Consider the following 24,410-nt stretch of genomic DNA (forward strand, 5'->3'; position numbering starts at 1 on the left):
CGCTACTCCTTGGCGGTGCCGAACACTGCGGCACCGCCAACGGGCGCGGCGACGCCCACGGCGGGTTTGACTGGCTGGCGCAGGATGGTTTTCAACTTTTCCGGTGCCGCACGGCGCGGATCGCTGAGGTAGATCTCATGGTGGCGTCCGTTGAAGTCCAGGCTGTTGGCGGGCATGAACTCGCCGTGGAGCTTGGCCAGGACCGGGCCTTCGCCACTGTAGGGGCCAATGTGCAGGATCTGGACGCACAACCCCTCGGACAGCGTCTCCACGCGCACGAGGGGAAGTGCGGGCACGTCCTTCTTGGCTGCCACCTGGCCGGCCACGGCGGCGACCGTCTCCGCCGTGATCCATTCAGGCACGCCGAGCATCATGGTCCAGTCCCAGCTGTCCTTGTCCCCGGCGGTGAAGGCACCCGTGTCTTCGGCGGACCACAGCCCTTCAAGGGGTGCCACCACGTAGTCCCGGCCCAGTTCCTTCTTGCTGTGGAATTTCACTGAGTAGGACACGGCATAAAGGGCCTCTACTGCCTGGACATAGCTTGCGGCGGTGTTGGGGTTCCCGTGACCGTCAACGGCGAGGTATTGCGCAGGCGGCACGTCCACCAGCGTGAAGTCCCTGGCGGTTGCCGTGTACAACGGCTTGAGTGCCTTTTTGACATCATATTTTTCCATGGTTTTGTTCCTTCGCGCCGGGGTTGTGTTCCAGCCTAGGCGCCGTCCGCGGCCACTGCAGCATGCCGCCCGCAAGGAGTCCCTTGACTTTCAATGTTGGCGCCCCCGTGCGCCGTGCCAGTCGGCTGTGGTGGGGCTTCGCACCCTTCGCCGCCTTTTCCGTCCTGCACGCTGCCATCCTGCTTGCCGGCGGCGGGCCCCTCGCCCAGCCCACCAAGTTGCTGCTCATGCCGGCCTTGGCTGTGGCGGTGCTGTGGGGCTTGCCCCGCGCCTCCCGGCACCCGTTGCGCGGAGGTCCGGGGCTGCTGTTGTCCGCCATCCTGTTTTCCTGGCTGGGCGACGGCGCCGGCACCTTCTTCCCCTTCGCACCGACACTGCCCTTGATGCTGGCGTTTTTTGGGGTGGCGCACCTTTGCTACATGCGCCTGTTTTGGCGCCGCCTGGCCCTGCGCCGGATCCCGTGGTGGGCGATCATTTACGCCGCCTGGTGGGTGGGACTGCTGTTGTTCATGTGGCCGCGCACCGGTCCGCTTGCCCCTGCCGTGGCCGCCTATGGCCTGGTCCTTGCCGGCACGGCGGCACTGTCCACGCGCTGCAATCCGTTCATCGTATGGGGCGCGGCACTGTTCCTGGCCTCTGACACCATCCTGTCCTTCACACTGTTTGCCCCGGAACTCATGCCTGCGTACTCGGGCGCGGCGGTCATGGCCAGTTACACGGCCGGGCAGGGGCTCATCGCGGCAGGCTCACTGGCGCACCTGGCCGGCACACGCCGTCGAACATCTCCATGACGCAAGGACCCGCAGGTGGCATCCCGGTAGGGTGGGCCCATGACACACCAGCCCCGCACACCGCGCACCATCACAATTGACGCCCTGCTGTTCGACCTGGACGGAACACTCATTGATTCCACCGCGGCCACGGAGCGGGCCTGGCGCACCTGGGGTGAACGGATGGGGCTGGACGGATTCAGCTACAGCAGCCACGGCGTGCCGGCGCGGGCGCTGGTGGAGCAGTCGGTGGAACCCTCCCGGCACGATGAGGCGTTCGAGCTGATCAAGGAGCTGGAGCTGGAGGACACCGCGGGCGTGGTGCGCAAGGAGGGGGCGGCGCGGCTGCTGGCATCGCTGCCTGGCAGGGCCTGGACGATCGTCGCCTCCTGCACTCGGGACCTCGCCGCGGTGCGGATGGCCGCCGCCGGCATCTCTGCGCCGGACCACATGGTCACGGCCGACCAGGTGTCCGCCGGAAAGCCGCACCCTGAGCCGTTCCTGCTCGGGGCCTCCCGGCTGGGTGTCGACATTGGCCGGTGCCTTGTGGTGGAAGACGCACCCGCAGGGCTCGCCTCCGGACGTTCCGCAGGCGCCGTGACGCTGGCCGTAGCGGGCACCAGCACGGCATCGGAGCTCGACTCCGACCATGTGGTCGGGAGCTTGGCGGACGTGGCGGCGGTCCCCCTCCCGGACGGCCGAATTCAAGTCACCCTGGCCTGAGGCGGCGGAGGGCGGAGTAAGCAGGCTCACCCAGCGGCGGGGCCGTCCTCCGGCGGGTACCAGACGCGGTTTCCCTCGGTCCGGGCAAAGCGGGTCAGGGTGTGCGGCCTGGCCGGCCCGGCGCACATGATGGCGGTCACCTGTGTGGCGGCGGTTTCAACTAGTTCCTCGACGGCGACGGCAAAGTCCGGCGTCTGCATGTCGTCCGCGTAGTCGCGGAAGCTCTTGTTCCACCAGGCTCCGTTGGAGGAAGGCAACGAACTCCTCCAGCGGATGTGTCGAGTGCCCGATGGTGTAAATGGTGGTCCCTGCCATGGCTGCCTCCCCTTGTGCCCATGGTGGCCCGGCGGTTCAGGGACCCGCCCGTCCGGCGAGTCGGCGACGGCAAGGACGGAACCGGGTTCGGGGCAAACAAAAAACCGCCCAAACACCGGGTGTTCCCAGTGTTTGAGCGGTTTTTGATCGGTCGGGCTGACAGGATTTGAACCTGCGACCCCTTGACCCCCAGTCAAGTGCGCTACCAAGCTGCGCTACAGCCCGATTGTCCGGCCTTGGAAATTATCTCCCTTGGCTGAACCACCGGAAAAAGTTTACCCCATATTTTGGGGCCGTTTGACCACTTTTGCTGTGATGGCCGTCTCACCTCCCGCCCGGACCGAAATCCGGGCGGGAAACAAGGTCCACAGACTACTTTTTCTTGCTGCGCTTTTCGCGCACGCGCATGCTGACCTCGATGGGCGTGCCCTCGAAGCCGAACGTCTCACGCAGGCGGCGCGTGATGAAGCGGCGGTAGCCGGGATCCAGGAAGCCGGTGGTGAACAGCACGAACTTCGGCGGCCGGCTGGAGGCCTGGGTGCCGAAGAGGATGCGGGGCTGCTTGCCGCCGCGCACGGGGTGCGGGTGCTCGGAGACGAGTTCGCCCAGGAACGCGTTCAGGCGGCCCGTGGGGATGCGGCGGTCCCAGTTTTCCAGGGCCAGGTCCAGGGCAGGCACCAGCTTGTCCTTGTGCCAGCCGGTCTTGGCCGAGATGTTCACGCGCGGGGCCCAGTCGACGTGGGCCAGGTCGGTCTCGATTTCGCGTTCCAGGTACTTGCGGCGCTCATCGTCCATCAGGTCCCACTTGTTGTACGCCAAAACCAGCGCACGGCCGGACTCGATGGCCAACTGCAGGATGCGCACATCCTGCTCGCTCAGCACTTCGTCGACGGCCAGCAGCACCACGGCCACCTCAGCCTTCTCCAAGGCAGTCTGGGTGCGCAGCGAAGCATAGAAGTCTGCACCCTGCTGCATGTGCACGCGGCGGCGGATGCCGGCGGTGTCCACGAAGCGCCAGGTGCGCCCGCCGAGCTCGATCATCTCGTCCACGGGGTCGCGGGTGGTGCCTGCGACGTTGTCAACAACGACGCGCTCGGAACCGGCCAGCTTGTTCAGCAGCGAGGACTTGCCCACGTTGGGGCGCCCGATCAGTGCGATGCGGCGCGGCCCGCCGCTGCGTTCCAGCCCTGCGACGGCGGAGAACTCCGGCAGGACCTCCATGACCCGGTCCAGCATGTCGGCCACGCCGCGGCCGTGCACGGCGGACACCGGCAGGGGCTCGCCCAGGCCGAGGCCCCAGAGCATGGCTGCGTCGGCTTCCTGGACGAGGTCGTCGATCTTGTTGCCCACCAGGATCACCGGCTTCTTGGACCGGCGCAGCATCCGCACGATGGCCTCGTCGGAGGCGGTGATGCCGACGATCGCGTCAACGACCAGCAGCACGGCATCGGCCATTTCGACGGCGATTTCCGCCTGTTCGGCAACCCGCAGGTCCAGGCCCCGGGCATCGCGCTCCCAGCCGCCGGTGTCCACCAGAGTGAAGTGGCGCCCGTTCCATTCGGCGTCGTACTGCACACGGTCGCGCGTGACGCCGGGGGTGTCCTCCACCACGGCCTCGCGGCGGCCCAGGATGCGGTTCACCAGCGTGGACTTGCCCACGTTCGGCCGTCCCACAATGGCGAGCACCGGGTTCTGCCGGGTCGGGTCCCAGCTGTCGCCGTCGTCGAACTCGCCGGACAGCAGTGCAGCGTCCGCCTCATCCAACTCGTAGTTGGCCAGGCCCGCCAGAAGTCCGGCAGCCCGCGCGTCGGCGTCCTCGTCGGAGATCTCCGCCAGCCGCTCAGCGATCTGGTCGGTGCCGGTGGGCACGTAGTCCTGGTCGTCGCCAGGTGTGGCTGACTTGTTCTCGCTCATGGTTGCTGTCCTTTGTGCATTGAAGATAGGTCATCGTCCGCAGGCAGATCCTGCCCTGTTGCGGTCTGGGCGCCGGCTATGTGGGCCGCCAGCCGAAGGCGGATTGTCTCGGTTGCTCTGTCCATTGAAACACGCCCGGAAACCCCGGGCTCGCGTGTCAGGGTGAATGGTTCACCAAACACCACGTGCAGCCTGCGCCGCGGTGCCGGAATTGTGTCGCGGTGCTCCCCGGTGTGCCGGGTGCCGAGGATGGCAACGGGCACGACGGCGGCGCCTGAGTTAAGTGCCAGCCACGCCACCCCGCCGTTCATCGAGGCGGCGTCCCCGGTCCCCCGGGTGCCTTCCGGCAGGATGCCGACGCAGTCACCGCGCCCGAGCACGGCCTTGGCGTGCTGCAGGGCTGCCCGGTCACCCGCGCGGTTGACGGGGATCTGCCCGGAGGCGTGGAGCACCCAGCCCAGGAACCCCTTGAACATGTCGTGGCGGACCATGACGTGCATGTAGCGTGAACTGGCGCCCACCATGACGGGGCCGTCAAGGTAGCTCAGGTGGTTGGCGGCAAACACCACCGGACCCCGCGCCGGAATGTTCTCCCGGCCCGCCACTGCGGTGTTGTAGACCACATGGTCAAGAACCCTTCCCAGGGGCCTGCTCCAGCGGGTTTTCCAGGACGGCGGGGCGTCCGTCAAAACCCGCAGCGGCTTGATGCGTTCGCCCACTTACGCCGGTCCTGCATGGACGGCCTGGCGCACCACGGCAATGACGGCGTCCACGGTCTGCGCAAAGTCCAGGTCCGAGGAATCCACGGTGTAGACGCCGTCGGCCGCCTGGTGGAATTCCACCACGGTGGAATCCTTGGCGTCGCGGGCCAGCACCTGCTCGGCCAGCTGCTCGGCGGTCTGGGTGCCGCCCAGCTGCAGGCCGCGGCGGCGCAGCCGGGCCTCTTCGCTGGCGGTGAGGATCAGGCGGGCCTCGGCGTCAGGGGCCACCACCGTGGTGATGTCGCGCCCCTCCACCACAATGCGGCGCCCATGCGCGTCAATGAGTTCGCGCTGGCGGCGGACCAGTTCGGCCCGGGCGCCCAGGTTGGTGGCCACGGCGCTGACGGCCTCGGAGATCTTGGGTTCGCGGATGGCGTCGGTGACGTTGATGCCGTTGACCTTGAACAGTTCCGCATCCGGAACCATGGTCTGTTCCATGTTGATGGTGCGGGCGGCAGCCTCGACGGCGGCCGCGTTCGCCAGGTTGATGCGCCCGTTCAGGCAGTGCCAGGCCACGGACCGGTACATGGCGCCGGTGTCCAGGAAGGCCAGGCCAAGGCGGCGTGCCACTTCCTTGGACACGCTGGACTTGCCGGAACCCGAGGGGCCGTCCACGGCCACCACGAGGGAGCGGCCCTGGCGCAGGGCGCGTTCGTCGGAAGCTCCGGCCTGTGCCGCCTCGGCGCCGCCCGCGTTCGGGGTGTTCAGTTCGGTGTTGCTCATTGGACTACCTTCCAGCCACGTTCCATCAAATCCTCCACCAGCCCGGCCCGTTTGGCGGGAAGGACGGAAATCTCCACCATGCCCACCTGCAGCCCGGCCGAGTGGTCCATGCGCAAATCCTCCACGTTGACGCCGATCTCGCCGATCTCCGTCAGCAGGCTGGCGATCTGGCCGGGCCTGTCATCCACCAGGACAGTCAGCCACGAGTACTGCTGGGCCGGCCCTCCGTGCTTGCCGGGAATCCGGCTCTGCCCTTCGTTGCCCTCCGTCATCAGCTGCGCAAGGTCCAGCCGGGCCCCCGGTGCCGTGGGGGCGCTGAGCGTGTTGATCAGCCGGTCCAGGTCGGTGCGCACCCCCTTCATGATTTCCAGGAGCTTGGGCGCGTTGGCACCGAGGATCTGGACCCACAGCGAAGGGTCGCTGGCGGCAATGCGGGTGACGTCGCGCAGGCCGTTGCCGGCCAGGGACAGCGAGGACGCAGGCGTTTCCGCCAGCCGGCTCGCCACCAGCGAGGACATCAGCTGCGGCAGGTGCGAGACCAGGGCCACGGCGCCGTCGTGCTCGTCGGGTGTGAAGCGGAACACCACGGCGTCCAGGTCGATGGCCAGTGAATGTGCCACCTTGACCGCATGGGCGCTGCTGGCCTCCGACGCGCACAGCACCCACGGCATAGAGTTGAACAGTTCCCCGCGCGCAGCCGCCGGCCCGGACAGTTCGCGGCCGGCCATGGGGTGGGTGCCCACATAGCGGCTGAGGCTGTCCTGCGGCAGCCCGTCCATGGCCTGCAGTTCGGCCAGGATGGCGCCCTTGACGCTGGCAATGTCCACCACGACGGCGGACGGGTACCCTGTGAGGGCATCGGCCACGACCTGGGCGGTCACGTCCGGCGGCGCGGCGACAACCACCAGCTGGGGCGCCAGGGCCTCAGCCTTGTTGAAGGCGCGCCCGGCACCGATGTCGACGGCCACGGCCTGGGCCGTGGGAGAGGGGTCGGAGACCACCACGTCGATGCCGCGGGCGCGCAGCCCCAAACCAATGCTGGCCCCCAGCAGCCCGCTGCCAAGGACCAGCACAGGTCCGCTCAAGTGCGAAGGATTCATGGGGCCGCTTACATCCCCACGTCTGAGCGGAGGTAGCCCACCTCGTGGCGGCCGAGCATGCGGATGCTGCCCTGGCGCTGGTCGCCCAGGGCGATGGGGCCGAACTTCACGCGGACCAGGCGCTCGACGGGGTAGCCCACGGCGTCGAACATGCGGCGCACGATCCGGTTCTTGCCGGAGTGCAGGACAACCTCGGCCAGGACGTGGCCCGGGGTGGAGTCGACGAGGCGGAAGGAGTCGACCTTCTGCCAGCCGTCCTCCAGCTCCACGCCGTCCTTGAGCTGGGCACCGACGCCGTGTGCCATGGGCCCGCGGACCTGGACCAGGTAGGTCTTGGGGATGCCGTACTTGGGGTGGCTGAGGCGGTTGGCCAATTCGCCGTCGTTGGTCAGCAGGAGCAGGCCCTCGGTGCTGGTGTCGAGTCGGCCCACGTGGAAGAGGCGCTCATTGGTCTGGCGCTTCTTCAGGTAGTCGCTGATGCACGGGCGGCCTTCGGGGTCCTCCATGGTGGAGACGACGCCTCGGGGCTTGTTGAACACCATGTAGACCATGTTGTCGTTGGTCTGGATGGTCATGCCATCCACCACGATCTCCACGGTGTCCGGATCCACGCGCAGGCCCAACTGGGTGACGGTGATGCCGTCCACCTGGACGCGGCCTTCCAGGATCATGTCCTCGCACAGGCGGCGCGAGGCCACGCCCGCCATGGCCATGACCTTCTGCAGGCGCACGCCTTCGGCATTGTGGATGTCGATGTCATCCGTGGTGCGCTCGGGCCGGCGGTTCTGCTCGGTGGGGCGGTTCACCGGCTTGACCGTGCGGCCGTACTGTTCGTTCTTGAACGGGCGCGCACCCGTCTGGCTCGGCTTGCGGGCACCGGACTTGGGTGCGCCTGACTTGAAGCCGCCGGACTTCGGGGCACCGGACTTGGGTGCACCGGAGCGGGGCTTGCCGCCGCGGGGCTGGTTCTTGCCGGAGGAGCTCCCGGATCGGGGCGAGCTTGTCATTGAGTAATCCTTAAAGTGCTAAGTGTTGTGGTGGTGCTAAAAGTGTGAATCGTCCTTGGCTTCAACGGTTCGGCCGGCCGCCAGGCCGTGGCCGGACTGCTGGGTCGTCCGGCCGGATGTGCCCTAGCCGTCGGAATAGTTGAGTTCTTCGAGGTTTTCCAGGCCGGGCAGGTGGGGGGCGATCTTTGGCAGTTCTTCCACGCTCCCCAACCCCAGCCGTTCCAAAAAGTACGCCGTGGTCCGGTACAGGAATGCCCCGGACACCGGATCGGTGCCCACTTCCTCAATCAGCCCCCGCTGGGCAAGCGTCCTGACCACGGAGTCCACGTTGACGCCTCGAATGGCGGAAACGCGGGCCCGTGACACCGGCTGGCGGTAGGCAATCACCGCCAAGGTTTCCAAGGCCGCCTGCGTGAGCCGGGCCGTCTGGCCGTCCACAACAAACTGTGACACGATCTCGGCATACGCGGGGCGTGAATAAAAACGCCAACCCCCGGCAAGTTGCCGAAGTTCAAATCCGCGGACCGGTACAGTGCCACCTTCCCTAGTATAACCGTCATACTCCCTCGCCAGTTCGTGCAATAGCTCACGTATGGCGGGTGCGGGAACGGCGGTGACTTCCGCCAGGGCCTCCTCTGAAACCGGCTCGTCCACCACCATCAGCACCGCTTCAAGTGCCGCCTTCACGCCGGCGGCGTCCAGGTCCTCAATTGGCATCGGGGCCCCCTTCGTCGTCAAAATCACTTTCCGCGGCCGCCTGCGGCGCGGCCCCGGGGTTCCAGTGCACCTGCAGTTCCCCGAGCGGGTTGGGCTGGTCAAAGGAAATGAGCTGGTCCCGGAACATTTCCAGCAGCGCCAAGAAGCGGGCGATGACCACCATGGAGGAATCGGCGTCGGCCGTCAGCTCGGCAAAGGAGAGGGCGTCGGCCTCCTGGAGCATCACCATCATCAGGGCCGCCTGGTCCCTGACGCTGACAGGGGCCGAGTGCAGGTGTGCCAGGCCCACTTCCGTGCTGGGGGGCTGCCTGGCTTCCATGGCCTTGGCGGCCAGTTGCGCAAATTCCTCCGGGGTATGGCGCCAGACAAGCTCCGGTAGGAGTGCGGCAAAGTGGGGTTCCAGCCCGGCCTGGCGGGGGAAGCGCCTGGCCTCGCGCTCCAGCTCGCCGCCCATCAGCGCTGCGACTTCCTTGAAGGCCTTGTATTGCAGAAGCCGTGCGAAGAGGAGGTCACGGGCCTCCAGAAGGGCCAGGTCGTCGTCGCTCTCCACCTCGCCGGCCGGCAGCAGCCGGGCGGCTTTCAGGTCCAGGAGGGTGGCGGCGAGGACCAGGAATTCGCTGGCCTCGTCCAGCGCCCACTCCCCGCCGAGCGCCTGAAGGTCCTTGAGATAGCTGATGAACTCGTCCGTGACTGTGGCGATGGCCACGTCCGTGATGTCCATTTCATGCTTGGCAATCAGGCCCAGGAGCAGGTCAAAAGGCCCGGTGAAGTTTTCCAGCCGGACTTCAAAGAGCCGCTTTTGTTCCGGCTCTGCCGCGATCCCCGCGGCCTGTGGTGCTTGAGTCAAGTTAGGGTGAACCGCCGCGGGCGATCAGTTCCTTGGCCAGCCGGCGGTAGGACTCGGCGCCCTGGTGGTTGGCGGCGTAGGAAATGATGGGTTCGGCCGCCACGGAGGCGTCGGCGAACTTGATGGTGCGCTTGATGACGGTCTCGAAGACCTTGTCACCGAAAGCCTCCACGAGCCGGGCCAGGACCTCACGGGCGTGGAGGGTGCGGGCGTCGTACATGGTGGCGAGCACGCCGTCGACCTGCAGGCCGGGGTTGAGGCGGTCCTGGACCTTGTCGATGGTCTCCACCAGGAGCGCCACGGCGCGAAGGGCGAAGAATTCACAGATCAGCGGGATGATGACGCCGTGGGCGGCCGTCAGGGCGTTGACGGTCAGCAGGCCCAGGGAGGGCTGGCAGTCGATGAGGACGACGTCGTAGTCGTCCTCGACCTTGCGCAGGGCGCTGGCAAGGACCTGTTCGCGGGCAACCTCGTTGACCAGCTGGACCTCGGCGGCGGAGAGGTCGATATTGGCCGGGAGGATGTCAATATTCTCCACCTCGGTCTGGATAATGGCGTCGCGGATGTCCACTTTGCGGTCCATGAGCACGTTGTACACGGTCAGGTCCAGCTCGTGCGGGTTGGTGCCCAGGCCGGCGGACAGCGCACCCTGCGGGTCAAAGTCCACGAGCAGCACGCGGCGGCCCTGTTCCGCGAGTGCCGCGCCAAGGTTGATGGTGGAGGTGGTCTTGCCCACCCCGCCCTTCTGGTTGACCATGGCGATGATGCGGGCCGGCCCGTGCGATGCCAGCACCGGGGGGTCGGGGAATTCCGTCAGGGGACGGCCCGTGGGGCCCAGTACGTCCTCGCCGGCAAGTGCCGTTGCGCCCTGCTCGTTGCTCACCTGTCAGTCCACACTTTCATCAATCCACGCTGCTTCATCAATCCACACTGCCCGTCCGGCAGCATCGTCTCAACGCTGCCGTGTACTACGTTACCGGTTGCAGCGTGCATGTTTTGGACATTTGCCCCCGGCTGTCCGTGAGCCTTGACCTTCAAGCTGAGGCTGAACGTTGCCGCGCGCCTATACTTTGCAGTGATGAGCAAAGCTACCAGACCCTCCCCCAACACTCCCCCGAGGCAGCCGGATGTGGTGCGTGCCGAGAAGCTGCAGGCCGGTTATGCGGGCAAGGCCGTGTGCGGGGTGGTGAGCTTCAGCGTGCACGCCGGACAGTCCATGGCCCTGGTGGGACCCAACGGCGCCGGCAAGTCCACCGTGGTGAAAACCGTGGTGGGCCAGCTCGAGGCTGTTTCGGGCACAGCGCAGGTCAACGGCGCCGAGGTTGACGACCGCACGCTGGACTTCCGCCGCGACGTGGCCGTGGTGTTTGACGACGATGCCTTCTTCCCCGCCCTGACGGTGGAGGAGCACCTGGCCATTGTGGCCGCCGGCCACGGCGTGGAGGACGTGGAGGAGGTCATCGCCTCGGAACTGGAGTTCTTCGGGCTCACGGGACAGGCCAAGTCCCGGCCCTACAACCTCTCCTCCGGCCAGCGCCGGCGCATGCTGCTGGCCGCGGCCTTTGTGCGGCCGCGCTCCCTGCTGGTCCTGGATGAGCCGGAGCAGCGCCTGGACACGTCCATGCGCCACCGCCTTGCCGGCCGGCTGCGTGCCGAGGTGGATGCGGGCCTGGCGCTGCTGGTTGTCACGCACGATCCCGACTTCCTGTCCACGGTGGCCACCAAGGCGCTGTTCATCGCCGACGAAGTCCATTCCATGACACCCAAACAGGCCGCCGTCGCGATCGCTTCCGAGAACCCGCACGCGGACTGATCCATGGCCCTGAAGATCAATGAGCGCTTCAGCGCCCGGGAAATCCGCCAATACACGTTCCGCGCCGGGCTCAGCCGCACCGAGGGCGGGATCATGGAGCTGGTCTCCGAGGTATACACCTCCATCCTGGGCGCGTTGACCCTGCTCACCATGGCCGGGGCGCTCGTCGTGGCGCTGCGGCACAGCCTGGGTGTCGGCGACGTGTCCGCCCTGGCCGCATCCGCCGTCGCGCCCGGATTTCACTCGGTGACGCTCCTGCAGGCCAGCGCCACGGTCCTGCTGACGCTGGCCGCATCGCTGCTGGCGGTCGAGATGACCATGGGGCCGGTGGCCATGACGCTGCCGCAGACGGCCTGGTGGCTGGGCCTGCCGGTGCGCCGCCGCGGCTTCATCCAGCCCGGATTCCTGAAGTCGCTGCTGTGGCCGTCCATTGCGGCGGTGCTGGTGGTGCTGCCTCTGGCGCTGGGCATGGCCGCCAACCCCACGCCCGGAAACCTGGCCCTGTCGGTGCTGTGCGGGCTGGGCCTGGCGTGGCTGCTGTACGGGATTGCCGGGTGGTGCCAGGTCACCGGATCCGGCGCGTGGCTGAAGAAAGCCATGGGCGCCATCACCCTGCTGGCGCCGCTAACCCTGGTGGCCACGGCCCTCTACAACAACGTGGCCGGCACGCAGGCGGTGACCGGCGCGCAGACCGCCTGGCTGGAATACCTCCCAACCAGCTGGCCGCTGCTGGTGGCCGACGGCGCCACCTGGCCGCTGCTCCTGGTGGCCCTTGCGCTGGGGCTGCTGGCCCTGGTGTACCTGAACCTTGAGCGGATCACCACTGCCGCGCTGAAGGAGAGCGCGGCGGCGGGCGCCTACGCTGCGAGCTCGCTGCTGTCGATGGACGCCACGGAGCTGTCGCGGTCGCTGGGCGCGGGGCAGTCCAGCAGCAACTCCAAGGTGCGCCTGCCCATGGTGTTCCGCCGCGGAACAGTTCTGGCCCGCAGCGTCAAGACCCTGGCGAGCACCCATGCCACGATGGCGCTGCGCTCCCCCGCAACACTGCTGCGAGTGCTGGTGCTGGCCGCGATTCCGGCGTCGCTGGCGTCCGTCGAGTTTCTGGGCAATGCCATCCTGATTGCCGTGGCCGTGTACCTGTGCGCGTACTTTGCGGCCACGTCCATGGGTGCCACTGCCCGTTTCGCCAATGGCAACCCTGCCGTGGACATGCTCATGCCGCTGCCGGCGAAGACGGTCCGGCAGGTGCATTTCATTGTTCCGGGCGTGGCGATGACGCTGTGGGCCGCCACGTGCTTTGGCCTGCTGCTGGCGCTCGGCGTGGGGTCCCCGGCGCTGCTGCTCCTGGCCGTGCTGGCGGGTCCGGGGGTGGGTGCTGCCACGCTGCGTGCCGGCTTCCGCCCGGCACCGGACTGGAACATGCCTGCCGTTGCCACCGCATCCGGCCCGATCCCCACGGGCGCCATCCGCGCCTTTCTGGTGGGACCGGACCTGACGTTGATCGTGCTGCTGCCGGTGTTGATCTGCCTCATCGCCGGAGGCGTCCCGTCCATCGCCTTCCCCTTCCAGCTGACGCTGACGTGGCTGGCACTGCTCTGGGGAACGCACATCCGCAAGCCCAAGTCCGCGACCGACGGCGGCCTGTTCGGCATGCCGGCACCGGGAACCACAGGCGCCGCGGGCAAGTAGTTCCGGCGGGCCGCATTGGCCCGGCCTACGCCGCGAGGCCGGCCGGGGCGGCCGTCGAATCCCTGATGACGAGCTCTGTGGCGAGCTCAACGCGGCGCGAATCAAGCACCTCACCGTCGGCCATTCGCAGCACCGACCGCAGCGCCACCCGCCCCATCTCCTTCAAGGGCTGGGCGACGGAGGTCAGGCGGGGCAGGGTTTGTTCGGTCACATTTGTCCCGTCGAAACCCACCAGGCTCAGGTCCTCGGGAATGCGCAACCCCTGCCGCCTGGCTTCCTCAAGCACGCCCAGCGCGGTTGAATCGCTGCCGGCAAAGATGGCGGTGGGACGATCGGCAAGTGCCAGGAGGGCGCGCGTTCCCCTGACGCCAAAGTCATGGCTGAATGACTCGCTCACCATGTACTCGGGCCGTGAGGGGACACCCCGGGCCATGAGGGCTGCGAGATACCCGTGCTGGCGGGCCACGCTGCATTCAGCCCCCGCCGGACCACCCAGATACGCGATCCTGCGGTGCCCCAGGTCCAGCAGGTGCTCCGTGGCCGCCTTGCCGCCGGCCCAGTTGGTGGATCCCACACTGACGATCCCGTGGTTCGGCGGGTTCAGCGGGTCAATGACCACCACGGGAATGTTGCGGCGGTGGAAGGATTCAAGTTGTTTCGCAGTGACTTCCGACGTCACCAGGATCAGCCCCTTCCTTCCGGATTCCAGCATGTGCTGGGCCCACTGTTCATGGTTGGCGCTGCGCATCTTGCCCGGCGTGATGTTGCCCAGCACGATCTCAACGCCGGCAACGGCCGCATAGTCCAAAATGCCGGTCAACACCTCCAGTGGGTAATAGGTCTTGATGCCGTCGATCACCAGGTCCACCATGGCCGGCCCTGAGGAACGGGCCCGCCGCTGGACGGGCGATTCGTAGCCCAGTTCCTCCAGCGCCGCCTGAACCCGGGCCCGGGTGGCCGCTGAAACGTCATCACGGCCGTTGAGCACCTTGGAAACCGTGGGCGCAGACACTCCTGCGAGCGCCGCCACAGTTGCCAGCACCGGCTTCTTCCTGTCAGTTGACGCCATATTCATCCCCAGTTCCATTCTTCGCTTTCGCAACATTTCTATAGGCAAAGTGTCCATCAAGGGCAGGATCTCGTCAATATATGCAGGAAACCTCTTGACGTGTGATGCAAAGCACGGTTAGATACTTGGCACACGCAGAATTAGTTGCGAAATGTTTCGAAATGGCCGCGAGGCCCCGTTCAATGGAGACACGATGAAACACCAGCCAACATCCCGCCGTTCGTTCCTTTCCCTCGCCGCGCTGCTGCCCCTGGCTGCGGCAGGCATCAGCGCCTGCGGCACCTCCGGCCCGGGCGGGGTGGCCTCAGGGGCTTCCATGTGGTCCGTCAGCGGCGACCCCAACGAGACCATCCGCAAGAACTCGGTCGAGGCATTCGGCAAGGCAAACCCGGACAACACCATCAAGGTCACGTTTTTCCAGAACGATGCCTACAAGACCAAGGTCAAGACAGCCATTGGAGCCGGACAGGCCCCCACCATCATCTACGGCTGGGGCGGCGGCATCCTGAAGTCCTATGCCGAGGCCTCACAGGTGGAAGACCTGACCGGCTGGTTTGCCGACAACCCCGACGTCAAGGACCGGCTCTTCGCCTCGTCGTTCGGAGCGGCCACGGTGGACGGCAAGATCTATGCCATCCCAGCCACCACCGTTCAGCCCATCATCTTCTATTACAACAAGGAACTGTTTGCCCAGGCCGGTGTGCAGCCACCCAAGACCTGGGACGATCTGATGTCCCTGGTCAAGACCTTCAATGCGAAGGGGATCGCGCCGCTGTCGCTCGGCGGGCAGTCGCGCTGGACGTCAATGATGTGGCTTGAGTACATGTTTGACCGCGTGGGCGGTCCCGAGGTGTTCAATGACATCTACGCAGGAAAGCCGGAGGCATGGTCCAACCCGGCCGCGATTGAGGCCCTGGCCAAGATCCAGGAACTGGTCGCGGCGAACGGCTTCATCAAGGGCTTCTCCTCCATCACCGCAGACAGCAACGCCGACCAGGCCCTGCTGTTCACGGGCAAGGCCGCCATGATGCTCCACGGCAGCTGGACCTACGGCAGCATGAAGAACGACGGCGCAGGGTTCGTCCAGGAAGGAAAGCTCGGCTGGGTGGACTTCCCCGCCGTCGCCGGCGGCAAGGGCGACGCCAAGAACACCGTGGGAAACCCGTCCAACTACCTCTCCATCTCCGCCCAGGCAACGGACGCTGACAAGGAATCGGCGAAGAAGTTCTTCAAGGAGGGACTGCTGCAGGAGGACGAGGTGTCCGCCTACATCTCCAACGGCGGCGTTCCGGTGGTCAACGGCATTGAGGACAAGCTCGCAGCAACTGACGACGCAGATTTCCTCGGCTACGTCTATGCCTTGAGCAAGAACGCCCCGAACTTCCAGCAGTCCTGGGACCAGGCACTGAGCCCCGTCGCCTCCGAGGCGCTGCTGAACAACATTGACCAGCTGTTCGTCATGTCCATCACTCCGGAGCAGTTCGCCACCAACATGAACGCGACCCTGGGCAAATGAGCACCGGGCAGATGACCGCCCCGAAGGTGCACCGGGAGCAACGCCGGACGGCGGCGCCTGAACCCACCCGCGGGCGCGCGGCACCCCTGGCCTGGCTTGCCGTTCCGGCCCTGATCTTCTTTGTGGCCTTCGCCGTGGTCCCGCTGGCCGGCGTGCTGGTCTTGAGCTTCACGAACTGGGACGGCATCGGCGCCATCACGCCGGCCGGTGTTTCCAACTGGCTCAATGCCTTTGCCGATCCTGGCATGTACCACGCACTGTGGCTGACGTTTGTGGTCATGGTGGTTTCCTGGCTGGTGCAGACTCCGATCAGCCTCCTGCTGGGAGTGTTCACCGCCGGCAGCCAAAAGTACCGTGCCCTGCTCGCCGTGCTGTACTTTCTCCCGCTGCTGCTGTCGTCGGCCGCCATCGCCATCGCCTACAAGGCGCTGCTGGACCCCAATTTTGGTCTCGCTGCCGGCCTGAACATGCCGCTGCTGGCCCAGGACTGGCTGGGCGACCCCGGTCTGGCCCTGGGAGTGGTCATTTTTGTCATCGCCTGGCAGTTCGTCCCCTTCCACACCCTGATCTACCAGGGCGGGGTGCGCCAGATCCCTCGTTCCATCTACGAGGCCGCGGAGATCGATGGTGCAGGCAAGGTCAAGCAGTTCTTCTTCATTACGGTCCCCCAGCTGAAGTACACCATCATCACTTCCTCCACCCTGATGACCGTGGGCGCGCTGACTTACTTTGACCTGATTTTCGTCCTGACGGGAGGCGGCCCCGGCAACGCCACCCGAATCCTGCCCCTGGACATGTATCTGACGGGCTTCCGCGCCAACCTAATGGGCCCGGCCAGCGTCCTTGCCGTGATCCTTGTGGTGATCGGCCTGGCCCTGGCACTATTCCTGCAACGCCTTGGCGGCAAGGACCGCACCGGCAGCCAACTGGAAGGCATGTGAGATGGCAACCGCACAGATCCCCGCAACCACCCGCCACACAGGCGGCCGCGCGCCGTCGGCCATGAAGGGCAGGCGCCGTCTGGGCCGGCTCAACCTGCCCGGAGGACTGGCCGGCTGGCTGTGGCTTGGCATCACCATTGTCCCCATCTACTACATCGTCATCACCAGCCTGAAAACGCAGGCTGGCTACTTCGGCCAGAACCCGCTGGCGCCGCCGGTCTCGCCCACCCTGGAAAACTACCGGATGGTGATCGAGGCCGACTTCACCCGCTACTTCTTCAACAGCGCCATAGTCACCGTTGGCGCCGTCATCCCCACCCTGGCGGTGGCGTTCATGGCATCGTTTGCGATTGTGCGCGGCAAGGGGAAGTTCCTGGCCGGCGTCAACGCCCTGTTCCTGATGGGCCTTGCGATTCCGCTGCAGGCCACGATCATCCCCATCTACCTGATGATCATCAAGATGAACCTCTACGACAGCCTGCTGGCCATCATCCTGCCGTCCATCGCCTTCGCCATCCCACTGAGTGTGCTGATCATGTGCAACTTCATCCGCGACGTGCCCAACGAACTGTTTGAGTCAATGCGGCTGGACGGCTGCAGTGAATGGCAGACGATGTGGCGCCTGGCGCTGCCGCTGACGAAACCGGCCATCGTCACCGTGGGCATCTACAACGGCCTCGGCGTGTGGAACGGCTTCCTGTTGCCGCTGATCCTCACCCAAAGCCCGGAACTGCGCGTCCTTCCGCTGGGCCTGTGGACATTCCAGGGTGAGTTCAGCGTCAACATTCCGGCAGTCCTGGCCTCCGTGGTGCTCACCACCATCCCCGTCCTGGTCCTGTACATCGTGGGCCGCCGCCAACTCCTGAGCGGACTGACCGCCGGATTCAGCAAGTGAACCACACCGCCAAACCCCCGCCAACGGACAACCATCAAAGGAAACACCCATGAACCACAAGAATGCACTCGTCGTGCGCGGCGGCTGGGACGGGCACCAGCCCGTCGAGGCCACCGAACTGTTCATCCCGCACCTGGAAGCCAACGGCTTCACCGTGCGCATCGAGGAATCCCCGGCCGTCTACGCCGACTCCGCAGCCATGGCCGCGGTGGACCTCATCATCCAATGCAACACCATGGCCACCATAGAAAAGGACGAGTTTGAGGGCCTGCGCGGCGCGATTGAATCCGGCACCGGCATGGCCGGCTGGCACGGCGGCATCGCCGACTCCTACCGCAACAACTCCGACTACCTGCACCTGATCGGCGGCCAGTTCGCCTGCCACCCCGGCAAGCACCCCGACGAACGCACCGGCGAACAGCCTGACAACTATGTCCCGTACACCGTCAACATGGCCCCGGCCGCCGCCACGCACCCCATTACGGAGGGCATCGGCGACTTCCACCTCGTCACCGAGCAGTATTGGGTGCTGGCCGACAGCTACATCGACGTCCTCGCCACGACCACCCAAAAGGTGCGCGACTGGGACCCGTGGCACCGCGAAGTCACCTCCCCCGCCATCTGGACGCGCCAGTGGGGCAAGGGCCGGATCTTCGTCGCCACCCCGGGCCACAATGTGGACGTCCTGCAAGATTCCAACGTCAAGACCATCATCGAAAGAGGCATGCTGTGGGCCAGCCGCTAACCACCCAAAACACCCCCATGAACGTTGGCATCGTCGGCTGCGGCAACATCATTGCCCAGTACCTGGCCACGCTCCCCGCCCTGGATGCCCTCCGGCTGGTTGCCGTGGCTGACATTGACGCCGCACGGGCGGAGTCCGTGGCCGCCGGGCTGCCGGGGGTGCGTGCCCTGTCAGTCCAGGCGTTGATGGACGACGACGAGGTGGACCTGGTCCTAAATCTCACCGTTCCTGCCGCGCATGCGCAGGTTGCGCTGGCCGCCATTGCCTCCGGGAAGCACGTGTACGGCGAAAAGCCGCTCGCCGCCACAACCGCCGAGGGCCGTGAGGTGCTTGAAGCCGCCGCTGCGGCCGGTGTCATGGTGGGATCCGCACCTGACACCGTGCTGGGCACGGGCACCCAGACGGCCCGGCGGGCCATCGACGACGGCCTGATCGGCCGGCCCATCTCCGCAACCGCCACCATGATGTGCCCCGGACACGAGCGTTGGCACCCCAACCCCGACTTCTACTACGTCCCCGGCGGCGGGCCGCTCCTGGACATGGGACCGTACTATGTTTCCGCGCTCGTGACGCTGCTGGGACCCGTAGCTTCGGTCATGGGGGCTGCAAGCCACACGCGCAGCGAACGCACGATTGCCTCCGGCCCCCGCGCCGGGGACGCCATCCCGGTCAGCACCGACACGCATGTCACCGGCGTGCTGGTCCACGAGTCCGGAGCGTTGTCCACCCTGGTCATGAGCTTTGACGCCGTGGCAACGAAGGCCGCCAACATTGAAGTCCACGGCGAAACCGGATCACTCATTGTGCCGGACCCGAACCACTTCGACGGCGAGGTCCTGTTGCACCGGCTGGGCGGCGACGGCTGGGAAACCCTGCCGGTCTCCGGCGGCTATATTGATTCCGGCCGCGGCTACGGCGTGCAGGACCTGGCACTCACCGCCCCGGGGCAGGAACCCCGCGCCGGCGGACGGCTGGCCTTCCATGCCCTGGAAATCATGGAATCGGTGCTGCAGTCGGCCCACACGGGCCGGGCTGTCACGATCACCAGCAGCTGCGAGCGGCCGTCACCGGTCCCGCTGGCCCGGCCGGCCGTGGCCGCGCACTGATCCGCCCGGGCACCGCCCGAACCTACTAGCCGGGCCCGGTGCCCACCCATGTCAGACCAATAACGCAGTTGCTGGACCAAGGCCGCCATTCTGCGGCTGGCTTGGTCCAGCAACTGCGTTGAGGATTCGGGGGTTGGCTGCGTTTAAGGGCCCGCGAGCGTGCTTGTCTGACAGGGCTTCAAGGAGTGCCCTGAAAGCTGAGGCTGCCACCGCCGGAGGGGCGCACGTCCCCGCCCGAGCAACGCCCCCTACTCCGCGAACACCACACGCCGCAGGAAGTCGTTGCGGAACTTGCCGTCCGGATCAAGCCTGCCGGCCAGCGCCTTGAAGTCCCCGAAGTGCGGATACAGCGGCGCCAGGGCTGCGGCCTCGGAGTCGAACACCTTGCCCCAGTGCGGCCGGGCACCAAACGGGGCGAGCGCTGCCTCAACAATCTTCACGACGTCCTCCACGGCCGCCTGGTCCCGGAACCAGGTGAAGTGGAAGGCCACGGAGTCGCGGCCGCCGGCAGTGCTGAGCCAAAGGTCGTCGGCCGCGACGGACCGGATCTCCGCCACCTGCAGCAGCGGCGTGATGACCCCACTGAGCCCGCGCAGCGCGTTGATGGCAGCAACGGCGTGGACGCGGTCCACCAGGTACTCGGACTGGATCTCCTCCCCCGCGCTCGGCATGAACTCCATGCGGAAGTGCGGCAGCCGGTCCTGCCACAGCCCGGGCACGCCCAGCTGCTGCGTGCAGTTCACGGCCTCCACGCCGGGCAGCGGGTGCACCGCCTCGGTGGCGGCGTACCCGCCCAGCAGCCCCGCCGGGAAATCTGTGGTGCGCCCGTCACCGACGCGCTGCTTGAACCACACCTGCCCCACCGTGTCCCCGCTCCAGTCCGTGAACAGGCTGACCGAGTACGCCCGGCCGGTCACGGCGCCATAGTCCGCCAGCACCTGCGCCCACTCAACATCACGGTAGACGTGCTGCGCCACAGTGAACGACGGCTCAATGGCCAGCGTGACCTCGGTAACGATTCCCAGCGCACCGAGCCCCACCACATACCCGGCAAAATCGGGCGTGTCCGCACGGCTGGCGGTGCGCACCTCCCCCGTGCCGTCCACCAGCACAAGACGCACGACGGCGGCGGCCAGGTTGGCGTTGCCGTCGCCTGAGCCGTGGGTCGCGGTGGCAATCGCCCCGGCCACGGAGATGTGCGGCAGGGAGGCAAGGCTGGCCAGGGCGAGCCCGCGCTCCGCGAGGGCCACGGCCAACGTGCCATAGTTGCTGCCGCCGCCCACAGTCACGGTCATGGACTGTTCGTCAACGTCCAGCACGGGCGGCATCCGCTCCAGCGAAACTTGGATCTCGGCACAGTCGGCGATGGCATTGAAGGAGTGGCCCGACCCCAGCGCCTGGATGGACGAGGCGCTGCGCACGATTGCCTGCAGTTCCTCCACACTTTCAGGACGCCGGAGCTCCGGCGCCCCGTAGCGGTAGTTGCCGGCCCAGTTGCTGTCCCGTTCACTGCGTACTGCCTGCTGCGTCATGCGGTGGCCTCTTTCAAGAGATGCTCAAACTATTTTGATGTGACTAACAACATATCAAGCCGCTGCGTCCCGCACCAGCAGGGCAGGCCGATGCTCACAGCCATAGCGCTTTTCGCGCCACCCACCCCCGGCTGCCGCGATGCCCACTACCCACGCATCCCCCAGCCCCGGCGCCTTCTCCACATTCCCATGATCCTGAACACGGGCCAGGAACAGCCGTGTGCAACCCACACAGGGGGACGCCGTGACCTTATGCGCCGCACTGGCGACAGATCCTGCGCACAGTCCACGATGCGCATAGGCCGGAACCCGATGAGCGCATAATTCCTGCCCACCAGCGAACTTATGCGCCTCAGCGGCGACGGATCCTGCGCATAGGCCACTATGCGCAGCGCCCGGAACCCGATGAGCGCATAAGTTCAGGGGAACTGTTGAGCGCATGAATTCCGGGAAAGCGTGCGCAGAACCGGCGGGCTGCGGCGCGCCATCCCACCCAAGGCGCGGCGGGCGCCGTCGGGCCTGGAAAAATCTGGGGCCGCGCCCTGCTCTGCGCAATGCCGGCTCCCGGCGCGGAGCGAAACAGAGCCACGCCCCGCCAGGCACTCTCCCCAACAGCCCGGCAGCAGCCCGCGTTTTCGGGAACCCGCCGGTAACCCCTACTATGGCTAAGGCGCGCTCCACGCCACAATCACACTTGCGCACATCCCGCGCGCCCCGCCCCCTTACAAAGAGGAAACAATGACGTTTTTGAAGAAAATACCCTTGCTCGGCTGGATAGTCCTGGCCATCATCCTGGGCATTCTGGCCGGCCCGGTCATGCCGGCATGGCTCGGCGGCGTGTTCATGACCTACAACTCGGTCTTCTCCGGCTTTCTGGGCTTCGTTGTACCGCTGATCATCCTGGGCCTGGTGGCCCCCGCAGTCGCAGAACTCGGCAAAGGCGCCGGCAAGTGGCTCGGAATCACCGCGGCAATCGCCTACGGCTCCACCATCCTGGCTGGACTGCTGGCGTACTTCGCCAGCCGCTGGCTGTTCACGGCCAGCATGTCCGGAGCCGGCATGCAGTCGGCCGGCGAGGAATCCAGTTCCGGGTTCACCCCGTACCTGTCGGTCGTCGCCAGCGCCGGCGACTCCGCAACGGAAATTGTCCTGCCCCCGGCCATCGGTGTCATGAGCGCCCTGGTCCTGGCCTTTGTCATCGGCATCGGCCTGACCTCCTTCCACAGCAAGGTCCTCTTCCGCGGCCTGGTGGAATTCCGCACCATCATCGAGGCCGTCATCCGGCGCATCATCGTCCCGGCACTGCCGCTGTTCATCTTCGGCATCTTCCTGGACCTCTCGGCCAGCGGCTCCGCCATGACGGTCGTGAGCAAGTTCCTCTTTGTGGCGCTCGTGTCCTTTGCCCTGACACTTGTGGTCCTGCTGCTGCAGTACACGGTGGCCGGGACCCTGAACGGCATCAACCCGTTCAAGGCACTGTGGACCATGCGCGACGCCTACTTCACCGCCCTTGGCACTTCTTCCTCCGCCGCCACCATCCCGGTGACGCTGGAATCCACCAAGAAGAACGGCGTCTCCAACTCCGTCGCAGGCTTCGTGGTGCCCCTGTGCGCCACCATCCACCTCTCCGGCTCGATGGTGAAGATCACCACCTTCTCCATCGCCGTGCTCCTGCTGACCGGCGGCGACGTCTCCTTCGGCGCCTACCTGCCATTCATCCTGATGCTCGGCGTCATGATGATCGCCGCACCGGGCGTCCCGGGCGGTGCCATCGCCGCCGCCGCGGGACTGCTGGGCCAGATGCTCGGCTTCGGTGAGATGGAAGTGGGCCTCATGTTCGCCGCCTACATCGCCCTCGACAGCTTCGGCACGGCCACCAACGTCACCGGCGACGGAGCCATTGCCCTCATCATGGACAAGCTCACCGGCGGCAAGCTGAGCGTCCTCGACAAGGAAGAGGCTGCCGAGGTCGCCGAATCCCTGGAGCCGGCCCTGGCCCCCTAAGGGATTTTTCTTCACGCGCTAGCACGACGGCGCCGGGTGCCTTCCAGCTGAAAGGCACCCGGCGCCGTCGTGCTTTTCGGGGAACGCTACACTCCGGCCGGAACCCGCTCCCCCGGGGCTGCCTCGGCCGAGGCGGGGACGCCGCCGTGGTCGTCGAAGTCCAGGGCGGATTCGTCGAACGGCACGGCCCCGGAGAGGACGGCGCGGGCCTGGGGCACGTCGAGCTCATGCGTCCACTTGCCGATGAGCAGTGTGGCCACGGCGTTGCCGGTGAAGTTGGTGAGGGCGCGGCACTCGGACATGAACTTGTCGATGCCCACGATCACGCCCATGCCGTCCAGCAGCACAGGCTTGTGGGCGGCCAGGCCTGCGGCGAGCGTTGCCAGCCCGGCACCGGTGACGCCGGCGGCGCCCTTGGAGGCGATGACCATGAACACGAGCAGGCCGATCTGCTCGCCGAGATTCATGGGCAGGCCCATGGCGGTGGAGATGAAGATGGAGCTCATGGTCAGGTAGATGGCGGTGCCGTCGAGGTTGAACGAGTAGCCGGTGGGTACCGTGATGCCCACAACGGGCTTGGAGACGCCCGCGTGCTCCATCTTGGCGATGAGGCGCGGCAGGGCGGACTCGGAGGAGGAGGTGGCGAAGATCAGCAGGTATTCGCGGGCCAGGTAGCGCATCAGGGCGAAGATGTTCAGGCCGGTGACGACTCGCAGGATGGAGCCGAGGATGACGACGATGAACACGGCGCAGGTCAGGTAGAAGGCGCCCATGAGGATGGCCATGGAGCCGATCGCGGCCCAGCCGGTGGCACCGACCACGGCGGCGATGGCACCGAAGGCGCCGATGGGGGCAACCCACATGATCATCATCATGATCTTGAACACGAGCTTTTGCAGGTGCTGGATGAAGTTCAGGATGGGCTCGCCCTGCTTGCCCATGGACTGCAGCGCGAAGCCCACCATGAGGGCCACCACGAGGGTGGGCAGCACGGGAATGTCGCCGGGGATCATCTCCAGCAGGAACTTCACGGTGCTGTTTTCTTCGGAGGCCGCCGCCTTCTCGTACGGCTGCAGGTGCAGGCCGGAGCCGGGGTGGATGAGGTTGCCCACCACCAGGCCGATGGCGAGTGCCACGGTGGACATGGCCATGAAGTACAGCAGGGCCAGTCCGCCCACCTTGCCCACGGTGGCGGCCTTCGCGATGGAGCCGACGCCCAGGGCGATGGTGCAGAAGATGACCGGGGCGATGATCATCTTGATCAGCGCGATGAACATCGTGCCCAGCGGCTTGAGCGCCTTGCCGAGCTCCGGCGCCAGCAGGCCGATCGCGGCGCCAAAGACGACGGCGGCGATGACGGCCACGTAGAGCCAGTGGGTCTTGTCCAGCTTGCGGCGTGCGGGCCTGGCCTTGGCGGCGGAGCCTCCCCGTTGAGAGCTCATGGTCACTCCTGGTGTTGGTTGGTGGTTAGCATTGGTGGGTGGCGTGCGATCCGCCTCACACAAGACTGCCCCCGAATGTGACCGTCCTCACGGTTGTGTTCATATTG

23 protein-coding genes and 1 tRNA gene are annotated in these 24,410 nt (G+C 66.4%); 10 read left to right on the forward strand and 14 right to left on the reverse strand.

Annotation, left to right across the window (positions count from 1 at the left end; all coding sequences use genetic code 11):
• Window positions 1-2: 2 nt before the first annotated feature.
• Complete coding sequence (locus tag JOF48_RS19110; RefSeq protein WP_209683803.1) at window positions 3-674, reverse strand: GyrI-like domain-containing protein; 672 nt, start codon at window positions 672-674, stop codon at window positions 3-5.
• Window positions 675-757: 83 nt separating this feature from the next.
• Here JOF48_RS19110 and JOF48_RS19115 point away from each other — a divergent pair, with 83 nt between their 5' ends.
• Together JOF48_RS19115 and JOF48_RS19120 are read left to right on the forward strand one after the other, a co-directional pair.
• Complete coding sequence (locus JOF48_RS19115; protein ID WP_245346616.1) at window positions 758-1,465, forward strand: lysoplasmalogenase family protein; 708 nt, start codon at window positions 758-760, stop codon at window positions 1,463-1,465.
• A gap of 39 nt (window positions 1,466-1,504) precedes the next feature.
• Window positions 1,505-2,167: an HAD-IA family hydrolase gene (locus JOF48_RS19120; protein WP_209683809.1), complete on the forward strand. Its 663-nt coding sequence runs from the start codon at window positions 1,505-1,507 to the stop codon at window positions 2,165-2,167.
• Window positions 2,168-2,193: 26 nt separating this feature from the next.
• On the opposite strand, the gene JOF48_RS19125 is transcribed toward JOF48_RS19120, so the two are convergent.
• From JOF48_RS19125 to JOF48_RS19170, 10 genes are all read right to left on the reverse strand, one after another.
• Complete coding sequence (locus JOF48_RS19125) at window positions 2,194-2,424, reverse strand: DUF488 family protein (RefSeq protein ID WP_209683813.1); 231 nt, start codon at window positions 2,422-2,424, stop codon at window positions 2,194-2,196.
• Between the two features lie 209 nt (window positions 2,425-2,633).
• Window positions 2,634-2,707 (reverse strand) — tRNA-Pro (locus tag JOF48_RS19130).
• A gap of 147 nt (window positions 2,708-2,854) precedes the next feature.
• Window positions 2,855-4,396, reverse strand: coding sequence for a ribosome biogenesis GTPase Der (der, locus tag JOF48_RS19135; protein WP_209683816.1), 1,542 nt, complete (start codon window positions 4,394-4,396; stop codon window positions 2,855-2,857).
• A complete protein-coding gene (locus JOF48_RS19140) occupies window positions 4,393-5,085 on the reverse strand; it encodes a lysophospholipid acyltransferase family protein (RefSeq protein WP_425353749.1) in 693 nt (230 codons plus the stop codon). The genes der and JOF48_RS19140 overlap by 4 nt, the downstream gene beginning before the upstream one ends.
• 30 nt (window positions 5,086-5,115) lie before the next feature.
• Window positions 5,116-5,880 (reverse strand): (d)CMP kinase, encoded by a 765-nt coding sequence (cmk, locus tag JOF48_RS19145; RefSeq protein ID WP_209683819.1) that lies wholly within the window; start codon window positions 5,878-5,880, stop codon window positions 5,116-5,118.
• Complete coding sequence (locus JOF48_RS19150; protein ID WP_209683822.1) at window positions 5,877-6,980, reverse strand: prephenate dehydrogenase; 1,104 nt, start codon at window positions 6,978-6,980, stop codon at window positions 5,877-5,879. Before JOF48_RS19150 ends, cmk begins: the two co-directional genes overlap by 4 nt.
• An 8-nt stretch (window positions 6,981-6,988) precedes the next feature.
• Window positions 6,989-7,987 (reverse strand): pseudouridine synthase, encoded by a 999-nt coding sequence (locus tag JOF48_RS19155; protein WP_209683825.1) that lies wholly within the window; start codon window positions 7,985-7,987, stop codon window positions 6,989-6,991.
• A gap of 123 nt (window positions 7,988-8,110) precedes the next feature.
• Window positions 8,111-8,704: an SMC-Scp complex subunit ScpB gene (gene scpB, locus JOF48_RS19160; RefSeq protein ID WP_209683828.1), complete on the reverse strand. Its 594-nt coding sequence runs from the start codon at window positions 8,702-8,704 to the stop codon at window positions 8,111-8,113.
• Window positions 8,694-9,551, reverse strand: a complete 858-nt coding sequence (locus tag JOF48_RS19165; protein ID WP_209683831.1) for a segregation and condensation protein A — start codon at window positions 9,549-9,551, stop codon at window positions 8,694-8,696. Before JOF48_RS19165 ends, scpB begins: the two co-directional genes overlap by 11 nt.
• A 1-nt stretch (window position 9,552) precedes the next feature.
• The gene (locus JOF48_RS19170) at window positions 9,553-10,434 is read right to left on the reverse strand and encodes a ParA family protein (protein WP_209683833.1); all 882 of its coding nucleotides are present in this window, start codon (window positions 10,432-10,434) and stop codon (window positions 9,553-9,555) included.
• A 195-nt stretch (window positions 10,435-10,629) separates the two neighbouring features.
• Between JOF48_RS19170 and JOF48_RS19175 the strand changes: the two genes are divergently transcribed.
• Together JOF48_RS19175 and JOF48_RS19180 are read left to right on the forward strand one after the other, a co-directional pair.
• Complete coding sequence (locus JOF48_RS19175) at window positions 10,630-11,364, forward strand: ABC transporter ATP-binding protein (protein WP_209683835.1); 735 nt, start codon at window positions 10,630-10,632, stop codon at window positions 11,362-11,364.
• A gap of 3 nt (window positions 11,365-11,367) precedes the next feature.
• Window positions 11,368-13,053, forward strand: a complete 1,686-nt coding sequence (locus JOF48_RS19180; RefSeq protein WP_209683838.1) for a DUF6297 family protein — start codon at window positions 11,368-11,370, stop codon at window positions 13,051-13,053.
• A gap of 25 nt (window positions 13,054-13,078) precedes the next feature.
• Here the strand turns inward: JOF48_RS19180 and JOF48_RS19185 are convergent, their stop codons facing one another.
• The gene (locus tag JOF48_RS19185) at window positions 13,079-14,122 is read right to left on the reverse strand and encodes a LacI family DNA-binding transcriptional regulator (protein WP_209683841.1); all 1,044 of its coding nucleotides are present in this window, start codon (window positions 14,120-14,122) and stop codon (window positions 13,079-13,081) included.
• A 193-nt stretch (window positions 14,123-14,315) separates the two neighbouring features.
• Between JOF48_RS19185 and JOF48_RS19190 the strand changes: the two genes are divergently transcribed.
• The 5 genes from JOF48_RS19190 (at window position 14,316) to JOF48_RS19210 (ending at window position 19,325) form a co-directional block, all read left to right on the forward strand.
• Window positions 14,316-15,638: an extracellular solute-binding protein gene (locus JOF48_RS19190; RefSeq protein ID WP_209683844.1), complete on the forward strand. Its 1,323-nt coding sequence runs from the start codon at window positions 14,316-14,318 to the stop codon at window positions 15,636-15,638.
• Window positions 15,635-16,579, forward strand: coding sequence for a carbohydrate ABC transporter permease (locus tag JOF48_RS19195; protein WP_245346617.1), 945 nt, complete (start codon window positions 15,635-15,637; stop codon window positions 16,577-16,579). Before JOF48_RS19190 ends, JOF48_RS19195 begins: the two co-directional genes overlap by 4 nt.
• A 61-nt stretch (window positions 16,580-16,640) precedes the next feature.
• Window positions 16,641-17,474: a carbohydrate ABC transporter permease gene (locus JOF48_RS19200; RefSeq protein WP_245347131.1), complete on the forward strand. Its 834-nt coding sequence runs from the start codon at window positions 16,641-16,643 to the stop codon at window positions 17,472-17,474.
• Between the two features lie 49 nt (window positions 17,475-17,523).
• Window positions 17,524-18,219 (forward strand): ThuA domain-containing protein, encoded by a 696-nt coding sequence (locus JOF48_RS19205; protein ID WP_209683850.1) that lies wholly within the window; start codon window positions 17,524-17,526, stop codon window positions 18,217-18,219.
• Window positions 18,220-18,236: 17 nt separating this feature from the next.
• Window positions 18,237-19,325, forward strand: a complete 1,089-nt coding sequence (locus JOF48_RS19210; RefSeq protein ID WP_209683853.1) for a Gfo/Idh/MocA family protein — start codon at window positions 18,237-18,239, stop codon at window positions 19,323-19,325.
• Window positions 19,326-19,573: 248 nt separating this feature from the next.
• Here the strand turns inward: JOF48_RS19210 and JOF48_RS19215 are convergent, their stop codons facing one another.
• Complete coding sequence (locus tag JOF48_RS19215) at window positions 19,574-20,857, reverse strand: FAD-binding protein (protein ID WP_209683859.1); 1,284 nt, start codon at window positions 20,855-20,857, stop codon at window positions 19,574-19,576.
• A gap of 738 nt (window positions 20,858-21,595) precedes the next feature.
• On the opposite strand from JOF48_RS19215, the gene JOF48_RS19220 reads away from it, so the two are divergent.
• On the forward strand, window positions 21,596-22,861 hold the full coding sequence (locus JOF48_RS19220; protein WP_209683862.1) for a dicarboxylate/amino acid:cation symporter: 1,266 nt from the start codon (window positions 21,596-21,598) through the stop codon (window positions 22,859-22,861).
• An 86-nt stretch (window positions 22,862-22,947) separates the two neighbouring features.
• Here JOF48_RS19220 and JOF48_RS19225 read toward each other — a convergent pair whose 3' ends face one another.
• On the reverse strand, window positions 22,948-24,303 hold the full coding sequence (locus tag JOF48_RS19225) for a cation:dicarboxylate symporter family transporter (protein ID WP_209683865.1): 1,356 nt from the start codon (window positions 24,301-24,303) through the stop codon (window positions 22,948-22,950).
• Window positions 24,304-24,410 lie beyond the last annotated feature (107 nt).

This window comes from Arthrobacter stackebrandtii (genome assembly GCF_017876675.1).
Classification (GTDB): Bacteria; Actinomycetota; Actinomycetes; order Actinomycetales; family Micrococcaceae; genus Specibacter; species Specibacter stackebrandtii.

Bases quoted from the DNA above. Each gene is read 5' to 3' on its own strand.
- JOF48_RS19185 (WP_209683841.1), bottom strand. From the start codon at position 14,122: ATGGCGTCAACTGACAGGAAGAAGCCGGTGCTGGCAACTGTGGCGGCG.
- JOF48_RS19225 (WP_209683865.1), bottom strand. From the start codon at position 24,303: ATGAGCTCTCAACGGGGAGGCTCCGCCGCCAAGGCCAGGCCCGCACGC.
- cmk (WP_209683819.1), bottom strand. From the start codon at position 5,880: ATGAGCAACACCGAACTGAACACCCCGAACGCGGGCGGCGCCGAGGCG.
- JOF48_RS19220 (WP_209683862.1), top strand. From the start codon at position 21,596: ATGACGTTTTTGAAGAAAATACCCTTGCTCGGCTGGATAGTCCTGGCC.
- JOF48_RS19175 (WP_209683835.1), top strand. From the start codon at position 10,630: ATGAGCAAAGCTACCAGACCCTCCCCCAACACTCCCCCGAGGCAGCCG.
- der (WP_209683816.1), bottom strand. From the start codon at position 4,396: ATGAGCGAGAACAAGTCAGCCACACCTGGCGACGACCAGGACTACGTG.
- JOF48_RS19155 (WP_209683825.1), bottom strand. From the start codon at position 7,987: ATGACAAGCTCGCCCCGATCCGGGAGCTCCTCCGGCAAGAACCAGCCC.
- JOF48_RS19110 (WP_209683803.1), bottom strand. From the start codon at position 674: ATGGAAAAATATGATGTCAAAAAGGCACTCAAGCCGTTGTACACGGCA.
- JOF48_RS19120 (WP_209683809.1), top strand. From the start codon at position 1,505: ATGACACACCAGCCCCGCACACCGCGCACCATCACAATTGACGCCCTG.
- JOF48_RS19215 (WP_209683859.1), bottom strand. From the start codon at position 20,857: ATGACGCAGCAGGCAGTACGCAGTGAACGGGACAGCAACTGGGCCGGC.
- JOF48_RS19150 (WP_209683822.1), bottom strand. From the start codon at position 6,980: ATGAATCCTTCGCACTTGAGCGGACCTGTGCTGGTCCTTGGCAGCGGG.
- JOF48_RS19210 (WP_209683853.1), top strand. From the start codon at position 18,237: ATGAACGTTGGCATCGTCGGCTGCGGCAACATCATTGCCCAGTACCTG.
- scpB (WP_209683828.1), bottom strand. From the start codon at position 8,704: ATGCCAATTGAGGACCTGGACGCCGCCGGCGTGAAGGCGGCACTTGAA.
- JOF48_RS19180 (WP_209683838.1), top strand. From the start codon at position 11,368: ATGGCCCTGAAGATCAATGAGCGCTTCAGCGCCCGGGAAATCCGCCAA.
- JOF48_RS19190 (WP_209683844.1), top strand. From the start codon at position 14,316: ATGAAACACCAGCCAACATCCCGCCGTTCGTTCCTTTCCCTCGCCGCG.
- JOF48_RS19200 (WP_245347131.1), top strand. From the start codon at position 16,641: ATGAAGGGCAGGCGCCGTCTGGGCCGGCTCAACCTGCCCGGAGGACTG.
- JOF48_RS19205 (WP_209683850.1), top strand. From the start codon at position 17,524: ATGAACCACAAGAATGCACTCGTCGTGCGCGGCGGCTGGGACGGGCAC.
- JOF48_RS19195 (WP_245346617.1), top strand. From the start codon at position 15,635: ATGAGCACCGGGCAGATGACCGCCCCGAAGGTGCACCGGGAGCAACGC.